This window comes from Dyella sp. Tek66A03 (genome assembly GCF_052567735.1).
The window spans coordinates 3,853,939-3,865,633 of record NZ_CP199584.1 but is presented as its reverse complement, the minus strand read 5'-3'; the positions used below and the strand labels follow the sequence as shown (position 1 = coordinate 3,865,633).

Below are 11,695 nucleotides of genomic sequence, written 5' to 3'. Positions count from 1 at the left end.
ATGCGCTTATATGCCGGCAGCTTTACACATTCGCATCGATGATCTGCGCGGCCCCGAGATTGCCGCGCTCCTGCATGAGCATTTGCGCGACATGGCGCTCCACTCGCCACCTGAAAGTATTCACGCGCTCGATCTCGACGCGTTGCGGCGACCAGAAATCACGTTCTGGACGGCGTGGCAGCACAGTGAGCTAATGGGCTGTGGGGCGATCAGGCAGCTGGATGCGGCACATGGCGAGATCAAGTCGATGCGTACGTCGGCGCGTCACCGGCGCGAAGGTGTGGCAACAACCATGCTGCAGTACATCCTGGGGGAGGCGCGTCGGCGTGGCTACCTGCGGCTGAGTCTGGAAACGGGAGCGCCTGCGGCGTTTGCTCCGGCGCGTGAGCTGTACGCGCGGTTTGGGTTTGAGCCGTGCGGCCCCTTCGCGGATTATGCCGAGGACCCCCATAGTGTCTTCATGACGAAAAAACTCTAAGCGGATGGGTGGCCGGTAGGCTGCGTGGCTCGGGGTGTCGCCACTGCATCAGCTGAGTACCTGATCAAAAAAGTAAGCCGCGCCTTGTGAGGGGCGCGGCTTTTTGTTTCGGTTTACGGCCGATGACTTACCAGATCCGCACCCGATCCTGCGGCGCCAGGTACAGCGTCTGCCCCGCCTTCGGCTCGAACGCGTCGTACCACGCATCGATATTGCGCACGGTCTGGGCGCGGAAGCGGCCCGGTGCGTGTTCGTTGCTGATCACGCGCTGGCGCAGCGCTTCGTCGCGGACTTTTTCGCGCCAGGATTGGGCGAAGGCGAGGAAGAAGCGCTGGTCGCCGGTGAGGCCGTCGACCACCGGCGCGGGCTTGCCACCAAGCGACTTCTGGTAGGCGGCATAGGCGATGGTCAGGCCGGACAGGTCGGCGATGTTCTCGCCCAGCGTCTGCTGGCCGTTGACGTGCAGGCCCGGCAGGGCTTCGTACGCATTGAACTGCTTGACCAGTTGCTGGCCCGCGGCCTTGAAGTGGGTCAGGTCCTCCGGCGTCCACCAGTTGGCGAGGTTGCCCTGGGCGTCGAACTCGGCACCGAGATTGTCGAAGCTGTGGCTGATCTCATGGCCGATCACGGCACCGATCGAACCGTAGTTCGCTGCCGCATCCACCTTGGGGTCGAAGAACGGTGCTTCGAGAATCGCCGCCGGGAAGTTCAGCGCGTTCTGCAACGGCAGGTTCACCGCATTCACCGTCTGCGGTGTCATCCACCATTCGCCGCGATCGACCGGCTGGCCGAGCTTGGCCAGCTGGTGCAGGTACTCGAACTTGTCGGCGCGCTGCTGGTTGCCCAGGGCATCGTCGGCATGGATGTCCAGCGTACCGTAGTCACGCCAGGTCTCCGGATAGCCAACGCTGACACGGATTGCAGCCAGCTTGGCCTTGGCCTTCTGGCGTGTGGCGGGTGTCATCCAGTCGAGATGGTCTACGCGCTCGTCGAATGCGGCGAGGATGTTCTTCACCATCTGCTCGACCTCTTGCTTGGACGAGGCCGGGAAGTACTGCTTCACATAGATCCGGCCCACGGCATCGCCGAGCGCCTCATTGGTGCTGGCCACGCCGCGCTTCCAGCGATCGCGCTGCTTGGGCGTACCCTGCAGGGTCTGGCCGTAGAAGCCAAAGCTGAGGTCGGCATAGGCCTTGGGCAACAGGCTGGCGCTTTCATTGAGAGCGTGGAAGGTGAGGTAGTCCTTCCAGGTTTGCAGCGGTTCGCTGGCCACCAGCGCGGAGAGCCCCTGGATGGCTTGCGGCTGCCACGCGTTGACGATCTTCGCCTGCTCCAGACCGGCGGCCTTGAAGTAGGTGTTCCAGTCCAGGCCCGGTGCCTTCTGGCTGAACGATGCCGCCGGCCATGGGTTATTGGCCTTGTGCACGTCCTGGCTGTCGATGATGTCCGCGTGTGCCTTGGCGATCTTGGTTTCCAGCGCGAGGATGGACTTGGCCTTGGTCTCCGCATCGGCCACACCGGCCTGCGTGAGTAGGGCGGCGATATAGGCCTGGTACTTGTCGCGGGTGGCCACCATCTCCTTGTCGCTGGACAGGTAGTAGTCGCGCGTGGGCATGCCCAGGCCGCCTTGCAGCAGATAGGGGATATTGCGGTTGGCATCCACCAGGGCGTGCGAGACGAACAGGCCAAACAGGTTTTCGGTGTGGAAATTGGTGGCGTTGACCGGGTCCACATCGGCGCGCAGGCCACCGCCCAGCACGCGAGCGAGGTCGGCCTGGTTGTGGATGGCGTCGATCTGTTTGAGCTGGGGCTGCAGCGGCGTGAGGCCACGTTTCTCAATGCCGGCCTCGTCCATGAAGGCGGCGTAGTAGTCGGCGATCTTGCGCTCGTTGCTGCCGGCGGCTGGATTGCCCTTGGCGGTGTCGCGGATCAGGTCGGCCGTGCGCTGTTCCGCCTTCTGGAACACTTGCAGGAAGATGCCCGTGCTCGAGCGGTCGGCCGGAATCACGGCGGTCTTCTTCCAGTTGCCGTTGGCGAAGTTGTCGAAGTCGTCGCCCGGCTTTACGTTATGGTCGATGCCGGCCAGGTCGATGCCGCTGGGGCTGCGTGCGGGTGCCTGTACCGCCGCGGGCGCTGCAGGGGCGGCCGCCAGGGCGCAGGTGCTGGTCAGGGCTGCAGCCGTGAGAATCCAACGATATTGCCGCATGGGGCGATACTCCTGGGTAGGAAAAACCTAACGATAGTCCCACGGCCCGTTCGCGTGGGTATGACCTTTGGACTATCGGATCGCCACGGCGCTTGAGGGGGCCGCTCGCTGACCCTTCAAATGCGGTATCGCAGGGCCACGAGGGGTCTGGAAAGGCGGCGGAAACGCCGCTCCGGGAGGATCTCATGCAGCGAGGTCAGTCGAGGTAGGCATGAATGTGATCAAGCGGCTGGGCATGGCCTTGATAGCGATCGCTGCTAGCGGCTGGCCGGCGATGAACGCGTATGCGGCACTGGATGCCACCGGGCAACGGGAAGTGGCGGCACTGCTGGCCTTTGTCGGCAACAGCAATTGCACCTTCATCCGCAACGGCAGCTCCTACAGCGGGGTGGACGCGAGGGCGCATCTGCAATACAAGCTGGAATATCTGGAACGCCGGGATCTGATCAACTCCGCCGAACAGTTCATCGCGCGCGCGGGCAGCGCCAGCAGTTTCAGCGGCAAGCCTTACAAGGTGAATTGCGAGGGCAAGGAGCAGCTGTCCGCCGATTGGCTGACCGAGGAACTCGTGCGCCTGCGGCAGCAACAGCCCTGAGTCCGAAATGAACCTCGGTTCTGTAGGAGCGCATTAGGGTATTGGTGGTTGGAGGGATCGTTTACCGTTCAAAGCGGTAGTTGATGCTTGCACGACTGAATTCGGTGGCGGTAAGCGCCTCGAAATTCCAGCGGCCGCTGATGTGGTAGCGCAGCGTGATGACCTGGCCGGGATCAAACAGCCCGACGCCATAGCTGAAATAGAGTCGGGGCGAGAGGTATTTGCCGACGGTGAAGGCGGAACCGCCGCCCAGCGCATCGTTGTTGGTGACGCCGACATCGTCGATGCCAAGTCGAGCGCCGATGCTCTTGGCCAACAGGTTGCCCGCGGCCGAGCCCAGGGCCTGCGCGGCCGCGTTCACCATATTGCCTTCATTGCCCCTGACCTGGGACAGCGGCCTGCCGGTAATCAGGTAGGCGAGGGCGTCCGATTGCTGCATCGCCGGTTGCGAGAAGACGTTGAGCACCGGGCGTTGCGCGGTGCCGGTCACGATCAGTCCCACCTCCTGGCCATCACTGATGGTCGCGTTGGGATTGAGGCGACGAACGGCGCGGATATTCAGGCCGGGGTTGTCGATCGGCGTGCTGGCGAACAGCAGCTGGCCGCGCGAGATCTGCAGGTTCTGACCGTAGGCCCGATAGGTACCGCTCACGTCGATCTGGCCTTGGCCCAGGGCACTGCGGCCGGGACGTTCGCTCACCACCAGCTGGCCTCGCAGCTGGCCGTCCAGGCCCATGCCGACGAGATGGGTCTTCTCGCCCAGATGGATGGTGACGGTGGTGGTGATCGGCAACCTGACCGCCTGTTCCTCACGATGGGGATCGTCCACCACGATCACGTCGGGTGATGCCTGGGTCGCTCCCGCGCCCGGCAACTTGGAAAGATCCACGTCGGCACTGTCCAGAGTAATGGAGCCGCTGATGTCCAACCCCTCGGTGCCATGGCGCAGTGAGAGATCGGGCGAGACTGCCACCTTGGCCGAAGGAATGTCGACGGCAGTGAAATTGCTGCCTCTGACCGACAGCACGGCTTGTGCGTCGGCGCCAAGCGCCGCGGAGCCCTTTAGCGCGACGCTGCCGCTGCCCGAATGCAGCGCGCCATCGATAATGAAGTGCCGCGCGTCCCGCGTGCTGACGGTGATCCGACCCTCGCTGAGCTTCAATCCCATGGCGGGAATCTCGGCGGCCAGATCGCTGGCCGTCGCTTGCCCGTTGATCGCTGGCTGGGCCACCGTTCCGCCCAGGCTGAAGTCGCCACTTATGGCGCCCCTGGGCTTGACCACCGCGTTGGTGAAGATCTCCAGCAGCGCCAGGTTGGTTACGTGCATGGAGACGCGACCCGCAAGGGCCTGCTGGGCGCCGCTGACCGTGACCTGGCCATCTAGACGTCCGTTGTTGGTAAGCCCCGCATGCAGGTCGATACGCTGATTCGAAGGGCTCAGCTGCGCGTTGAGCGCGAGGTTGTCGTAGGTCAGCAGGGGTTGGTCAGCACGATCGGCGTAGGCGATCGAACCGCGTGCGGAGGTGATCGATGCCGTGCCATTCAGTGCGCCCGCGGTATTGCGCCGAATATTGCCACTGCCTTCCAGGGTACCTTCCACACGCATGGGCACCTTGCTGCTGCTCACCACGCTCAGCACCAGGGCGATGGGCAGGCTGCGCAGCCGATAGCTCGCATCCAGGTTGCCGGCCTTGTCCTGTTTGGCGGCGGCGCACAGCAGCGGCTCGCCGGCGGTCAGGCACAACTCGGAAACACTCATCGCGCCGTCGTTGTACGAAAGCTGGGTGGACTGCTGCAGGCGCCACGGCGGCAAGCCCTGCACGTCGATGGTGAGCGAGGACAGCGTGCCATTCCAGGCCGAGCCCCGCAGGCTGCCATTGAACGCCAGCGTGGTCGACAGCGAGGCGCCGTGGGCATTGAGCGTGAGGGTGTGTCGTTCTGCCGTACCGTCGCCGCGCACGGCCACCTGGGTGAAGGCGAGGCCGCCTGCATTCACGCCCGACGCCTGCAGGTCGAGCCTGCCGCCGGGACGACTGATGTCGGGCACGTTGGCGATCAGGCGCAGGCTATCCACGCGTTGCCCCGCGTAGCTGAGCGCTTGTCCCTGCAAGTTGGCATCGACGGCCAGCCCGGGGTAGTGGCCGAGTACCTGGATATTGCCCTGCACGCGACCGGCGGCGTCGGGCAGCCAGTCCGCCAGCGTGGCGATGGCCAGCCTGATGGCGACGTTGTTGCTGTTGCCTGGCCGCGCGTCGATGCGTACGTCGCTGCCGCCGGAGACGAGGTGCAGCTGGCCATTGAGCACGCCTTCAGGCGGCAAATGCAGCTTGCCTTCGCCGCGCACGGTGCGATCGCGCAGCCGGCCAACCAGCTTGCGGATCTCCAGCGTGACATCGGGTCGATCCTTCGGCAACGTGCCTTGCGAGGCGATGTCGAAATCGAGCGAACCCTGCCACTTCGCCAGCAAATGGCCGGGGTCGAACTTGTCGGCGGTGGCCTCCAGATCCCAGGCCAATGCAGGTTGCACGGTGAGCGTGCCCTTGGCGTCCATGCGGCCCTGTGGCTGCTTGATGGTGAGCGAGTGCAGCGTGATCAACTGTTGCGTGCCGTCGAGGCTGAGCGAAATGTCGGCGAGCTTTCCCGGTGGTCCGAGCGCGAGGTCGCCCTCGGCATGGAACTGATCGACGCTGCCCTTGGCTTTGAGGCTGCCATGGCTCCATAGCGCTTGTCCGACCAGTGTCTCGGGCAGTTCGAGACCCGCCCAGTCGACCGTCAGGTCCGCCGACATCGGTTGATCGCCGAGCTGCACTACCCCTCGCGCCGTGACATCGCCCTTGAACTGAGGCGACGCCAGGTCGACCTGTTCCAGTGTGAGTGTCTTGAAATCGTCGCTGAAACGCGCGCTGAGCGGGCGCAATTGCAGCTGGTAGTCGTTGAGCCCCAGTTGACCGGTCAGGGTGCCGCTGCGGCGATCGCCATGGCCTGCGAGTGCCACGGTCAGGGCGGTGAGGGAACTCTCACCGAGCAGGGGCTTGGGGTTGAAGCTTGGCGCGTCCAGCTGTGCTGTCCAGTCGTAGTTGCCGCTTTGCGCCAACGCCAGTTGCAGATGCGCTGCCATCGGCTGGGTGAGCTGCAGGTCGGCATGGGCGCTTTTGCCGTCGCCACGTGCGTCCAGTTGGCCGGCATAGTCAGTGCCGGCCGCGCTCCAGGCGAAACTGAGCTTGCCGTTGCCGCGGTAGTTGCCGGCCAGCACCAGGGTGCCGTCGAGATCGACATGACCATCCGGCGCGCGCAGGGCGAGCTGCCGCAACTCGATGCCTTGGGACGTCCACGAACCGATCAGATCCAGACTATGCGAGGCGAACAGCAGCTGGCCGTCCTGGGTCAGTCGGAATGAGCCGATATGAGCGCGATCCAGCACCATGTTGAACGGCGGCTGCAGTGAAAAACTGCTGCTTTCGCTCTGCGGGTTGCTCTTGGCCAAGGCGATATCCACACCATCGGCGTTGAGATCGAGCGCATGCACACGCTTGTGCAGCAGCGAAGGTACGCGCAGGTCCAAGTGAGCCTTCGCCACCTTCACCTCGAGGCCCTTGCCGTCCGCATAACGCAGGCCGACCAGGTCCAGCGGTCCCACCAGTCGCCCCTGCGCCGACTGCACCGACAGCGCGCCATGGGTGATGCCCTCGGCGCGCGCCAGGGCAAAACGCAGGCCCGGGCCGGTGCCGATCAGCCAGCCGATGAACAGCCCGATCAGGACCAGCAGCGTGACCAGCGACAGCAGCGTCCAGCGCAGCCAGCGACGACGCGGTGGAGGCGCGGAAGCGGGTGCGGGGGCCGGTGTCGCGGTGGTCATCGCGTCTCTCTCACAGATCCGGACCGATCACGACGTGAAGTTCCACGCCGTGGTGCGTCGCGTTGTGCACGGGCACGCCCAGATCAACCCGGATCATACCCACCGGCGACAACCAGCGGGCGCCGAGGCCGGCGCCGATCGCGGGTTTGTAGTCGGTACCAGTGAACGCGTTGCCGGCATCGACGAAGCTCGCGATGCCCCAGGTGCGCGAGAAGTAGTGCTCCACTTCGGTACTCGCCACCAGCAGGTTCTGACCGCCGATGACGCGGCCGTAGCTATTCTCCGGGCCGACGCTCTGGAAACCATAGCCGCGAACCGAGTGGTCGCCACCCGCGAAGAAGCGCAGCTGTGGCGGCAGGTCGGAAAAATCATTGGTCCAGGTGGCACCCGCCGAACCGCGCAGGATCAGGCGGTTGTTGCCCGCAAACGAGTTGATCCACTTGGCATCGGCGGTGACCTGACTGAAGCTCGCGTCCGAGAGCAGGGTGCCGACGGTACTGCGGGCGGTGAAGATCAAGGACCAGCCATTGCGCACGAAGATCGGGTTGTCACCGGATTTGCGTGACAGCGACATCTCGGGATAGACCAGGGTGCTCTGGCCGTGCTCCAGGCCGGGCGTATTGTCCGGCTCGTTGCCGCGCTTGCCCACGGTAAATGTGCCGTCAAGCACATGCATGCCGATGCTGCGGGTCCAGCCGTACCACTGGCGCGTTTCGTTCGCCACGATTTCCAGGGTTTTCGACACCGACGTGTCGGTGTTCGAATCGCGATAGATGGCGCCATAGTTGAAGCTGCGCTGGTTCGGGCCGGGCATGGGGACGATGTACTGCGTGGAGAGGGTCTTCAGGTTCTGCGCCAGCACCAGCTCGTTCTTCCATTTGTGGCCCCGTCGGTTGGTCCAGCGCCGCTCCATGCCGACGCGTACACCGAAGCCGGTATCGGTGCCGAAGAACGGTCCGCCGGTGTAGATGGTGCGCTTGGCCGGGGCCAGGTCTACCTTGACGTCGACCACGCCGTTTTTCTTGTCGTCCACATCGGGCTGCACGTTGACCACCGAAAAGTAATCGGCGCCGTTCAAGGCCTGCTGCAGCTGCAGCAGCTGGCGTTGCGAGAAATAGTCACCGTGCTTGAACGGCACGTAGCGCTGCAGAAAGCCCGGCCGGAATTGCGAGCCTTCGAAGTGCACATCGCCGAAGCGATAACGCGGACCGACCTGCCAGGCCAGGAAGATAACGGCGCTGCGCTCGCCGCGGTTCACTTCCACGCGACGGGTCGTCAGTCGGGCGTCGAGAAAGCCGTCGGCGGTCAGCGCACTGCTCAGTGCATCGCGTGCAGAGTCATATACGCCGTGATTCAGCGTTTCGCCCTTGAGGTCTTCGATGGCGCGTTTGGCGCGCCGGATACCTGGAATCTCGGCGGCTTTCGGGTCGAGCTGCAGGTTGACCGCCGTGACGGTCACCGGGATACCCGGGGTCACGTGGAGGGTGACGCGCCAGTTGCCTCCGCCCAGCGACTCGAGCCGGCCATCCACACTCGCCTCGTAATAGCCGTAGGGCTCCATCGCGCTCTTCGCCTGGTCCACCGCCTGGCCGTACAGACGCTGCATCTGGGCGTCGGTGACGTTGCGGTTGGCGTATTGGGCGACACCCACGCCCGAGCTGACGGCGAACTTGAGCGGATCCTCCACGCCGTCCACCACCAGCTGCACTCCCGCCTGCGCAAGCAACGGGAACAGCAGCAATGGCAGCAGCGTCAGGCGGCGGAGTCGACCCATGCGTTTGGTGTTTCCATCCTGGAAGCCTTGGGTAGACGCTTTGACGCGCCTGCCCGCAGCTTAGCTGACCGTCACTGGTCGGCCCATGAATTGCAAATAAGGCATCAGCCTGCCTTGTCGCCTGCCTTGTGCGCAATCCACGCGCCCACCACGGCCGAGACATAAGGGATGGACTGTGCAGCCATGATGAACATCCACAGCACGCCTTCGATGTAATGCGTGCCGAAGCGCATCCCCATGCCGGCGATGCACAAGAACAGCGCAATCGCCATCAGCAGTTCTTCGCGCACCGGCGCGAAGGCGGCGAAATTGCTGCCGCCCAGGCGACGACTCTTGGCGGTGACCACGAACGAGGTCTTCTCGCGCGTCAGGCCATGCAGGATGCCGCGGGCAATCGCGTGCGACAGGCCCATGCTGGCCAGCGAGGCCATCAAGGTGTCGTACCAGCTGCAAGGCACGCGGGCGCGGTACAGCACGATGCCGAAGATCGCCTTGGCAAAGAAGAACCCGATCACCGGAATCAGGAACAGCTGCATCGGCAGGCTGAAGAGGGTGGGGAAGGCCACCATGCCGGCGGTCCAGAAGATCGCCATCATGGTGAAGATCAGGTGCAGCGCATCGGCAAACCAGCTGAACCAGCCGGTGAGGAAGTGGAAGCGCTGGCCGCCGGATAGCGGGCCCCTCTTGGTCATCCAGTCCCAGCGGCCCTTGAGAATCTGCATGGCGCCGAAGGCCCAGCGGTAACGCTGGCTCTTGTACGCCTTGAAGTCGGCCGGGGTCAGGCCCTTGCCCATCAGCTCGTCGACGTAGACCAGCTCGTAGCCGGCGTGCATCAGGCGCAGGCCCAGCTCGGCGTCTTCGCAGATGGTCCATTCCGACCAGCCGCCGGTGCCTTCCAGGGCCGAGCGGCGCACCATGGTCATGGTGCCGTGCTGGATGATGGCGTTGCGCTCGTTGCGATGGTGCATGCCGATGCGGAAGAAGCCGTCGTATTCCCACGCAGTCATGCGGCGGAAGCGGTTGTGTTCGAACTCGCGATGCGCCTGCGGGCACTGCACCACGGCCACCTTCGGGTTGTGGAAGTAGCCGGTCAGCGTGGCCAGCCAGTCCTTGCGCACCTCGTAGTCGGCGTCGATCACCGCCACCACGTCGGCGCGTGGGTCGGTTTCCTTCAGGCCGAAGTTCAGCGCGCCGGCCTTATAGCCCGGCCACGGCTCCAGGTGGAAGAAGCGGAACTTGCTGCCCAGCTTTTCGCAGTAGTCCTGCACCGGCTTCCATACGGCCGGGTCCTTGGTGTTGTTGTCGATCACCAGGACTTCGTAATTCTCGTATTCCAGCGCCGCCAGCGAGTCGAGCGTGATGATGACCATCTCCGGCGGCTCGTTGTAGCAGGCCAGGTGGATCGACACGAACGGCTGTTTCTCGACCGGATCGGGCCGGAGCAGGCCGGCATGGCGAATCCAGTCGCGGCGCCACAGCACTTCGGTGAACTCGAAGCCGTTGATCAGCAGGATGGCGAGGATCGCGATCTGGGCCGGGAACAACAGCACCAGCATGGTCCAGTCGATCCAGCTCAGGTAGAAGTTGAACGGCAGGGTCGCCGACCACACCACCAGGCCGCAGGCCAGCTGGATCAGGGCACAGAAGAAGAACCGCCCCATCAGCTTGAAACGGCTGTAGTGGCGGGCGAACCAGATCATCGGCAGCAGGGCGAGCAGGCTCGCCGCCAGCGCCTTCCACGGCCAGGCGGTGTCCTCGGTCACCGGGCCGGTGAACGGGAACTTCAGCTGGCGATCGGCGTTGAACATGCCCCAGTAGGCTTCAGTACGGCCGGAGAGCTTCTCCTTCCAGGGCTGGTCGAACGCCTCCATCACGTAGTAGTCGACGTTGTTGCGCTTGGCCGCGTTAAACCATTCGCGCAGGAAGATCGCCTGGTTCGACACCGACGGGTCGGCATACTTGAAGCGGTCGCCGTTCGACGGCCAGCCGATTTCGCCGATGACCACGAGCTTGCCGGGGAACATCTGGCGCAGCGTGTTGTAGCTGCCCATCGCGTCCTTGATGGCGTCCCTGCGGTTGATACCGTTCCAGTACGGGAACAGGTGCACCGTGATGAAATCGACGTGCTGGGCCAGTTCCGGGTACTTGGCCCAGATATGCCAGGGCTCGGCAATGGTCACCGGCTGGTGCACCGCCGCGCGCACGCGGTCGGCATAGGCCATCAGCTGTTCGGGCGGAATATCGTTGCGGAACAGCACCTCGTTGCCGACGACGACCCGGTTGATCGAGTTGGGATAGCGCCGCGACTGGGCAATCAGCGCCTCGATTTCCTTCTCGTTGTTGTCCAGGCGGCGATCGATCCAGGCGCCGGCCATCACCTGCAGCCCTTCCTGCTCGGCCAGGCGATACACCTGCGGGGTCAGCAGCATCGAGTAGGTGCGGATGCGTGGGGTATAGCCGCTGAGCAGCTTAAGGTCGCCTGCGATCTCTTCCTCGCTGGGGAAATCGTTCTTCAGCGGGTTCTGGTAGCGCTGGAAGGCGGACAGTGCAAAGCCGCCGATCGGACCTTTCCAGTCCTCGGGGCCATGCGGCAGGTTGCTCCACCACCACAAGCCGATGTTCATGGCCGCAACGATCAGGGCGAGCAGGATGCCTGCGAGCAGCGGATGCCGGCTGTCGGTAGAGTCTGGTTTCATATTCCAAGTGCCTCGCGCCGGGAGCTGTTTGCGCGCAGGGCAAGGAAGAGCGAGGGAGTGTACGTCCGTACACGACTGAGCGATGACGCT

6 protein-coding genes are annotated in these 11,695 nt (G+C 64.2%); 2 read left to right on the top strand and 4 right to left on the bottom strand.

The window, feature by feature from the left end; all coding sequences use genetic code 11:
* The first annotated feature begins 10 nt into the window (after nucleotides 1-10).
* Nucleotides 11-478, top strand: coding sequence for a GNAT family N-acetyltransferase (locus tag ACT01B_RS17315; RefSeq protein ID WP_445144454.1), 468 nt, complete (start codon nucleotides 11-13; stop codon nucleotides 476-478).
* Between the two features lie 127 nt (nucleotides 479-605).
* On the opposite strand, the gene ACT01B_RS17310 is transcribed toward ACT01B_RS17315, so the two are convergent.
* Entirely contained in the window at nucleotides 606-2,684 is a 2,079-nt protein-coding gene (locus ACT01B_RS17310) for a M13 family metallopeptidase (protein ID WP_445144453.1), read from the bottom strand.
* A 211-nt stretch (nucleotides 2,685-2,895) separates the two neighbouring features.
* Between ACT01B_RS17310 and ACT01B_RS17305 the strand changes: the two genes are divergently transcribed.
* A complete protein-coding gene (locus ACT01B_RS17305) occupies nucleotides 2,896-3,279 on the top strand; it encodes a DUF5329 domain-containing protein (RefSeq protein WP_445144452.1) in 384 nt (127 codons plus the stop codon).
* A gap of 61 nt (nucleotides 3,280-3,340) precedes the next feature.
* Here the strand turns inward: ACT01B_RS17305 and ACT01B_RS17300 are convergent, their stop codons facing one another.
* The 3 genes from ACT01B_RS17300 to ACT01B_RS17290 all read right to left on the bottom strand — a co-directional run bounded on the left by ACT01B_RS17300 (nucleotide 3,341) and on the right by ACT01B_RS17290 (nucleotide 11,605).
* A complete protein-coding gene (locus ACT01B_RS17300; protein WP_445144451.1) occupies nucleotides 3,341-7,135 on the bottom strand; it encodes a translocation/assembly module TamB domain-containing protein in 3,795 nt (1,264 codons plus the stop codon).
* A gap of 10 nt (nucleotides 7,136-7,145) precedes the next feature.
* Nucleotides 7,146-8,909, bottom strand: coding sequence for an autotransporter assembly complex protein TamA (locus tag ACT01B_RS17295; protein WP_445144450.1), 1,764 nt, complete (start codon nucleotides 8,907-8,909; stop codon nucleotides 7,146-7,148).
* A gap of 104 nt (nucleotides 8,910-9,013) precedes the next feature.
* The gene (locus tag ACT01B_RS17290) at nucleotides 9,014-11,605 is read right to left on the bottom strand and encodes a glycosyltransferase (protein ID WP_445144449.1); all 2,592 of its coding nucleotides are present in this window, start codon (nucleotides 11,603-11,605) and stop codon (nucleotides 9,014-9,016) included.
* Nucleotides 11,606-11,695 lie beyond the last annotated feature (90 nt).

What these genes read in the sequence shown, in the direction of transcription:
- ACT01B_RS17295 (WP_445144450.1), bottom strand. Translation starts at nt 8,909, where the DNA reads ATGGGTCGACTCCGCCGCCTGACGCTGCTGCCATTGCTGCTGTTCCCG.
- ACT01B_RS17305 (WP_445144452.1), top strand. Translation starts at nt 2,896, where the DNA reads ATGAATGTGATCAAGCGGCTGGGCATGGCCTTGATAGCGATCGCTGCT.
- ACT01B_RS17300 (WP_445144451.1), bottom strand. Translation starts at nt 7,135, where the DNA reads ATGACCACCGCGACACCGGCCCCCGCACCCGCTTCCGCGCCTCCACCG.
- ACT01B_RS17310 (WP_445144453.1), bottom strand. Translation starts at nt 2,684, where the DNA reads ATGCGGCAATATCGTTGGATTCTCACGGCTGCAGCCCTGACCAGCACC.
- ACT01B_RS17290 (WP_445144449.1), bottom strand. Translation starts at nt 11,605, where the DNA reads ATGAAACCAGACTCTACCGACAGCCGGCATCCGCTGCTCGCAGGCATC.
- ACT01B_RS17315 (WP_445144454.1), top strand. Translation starts at nt 11, where the DNA reads ATGCCGGCAGCTTTACACATTCGCATCGATGATCTGCGCGGCCCCGAG.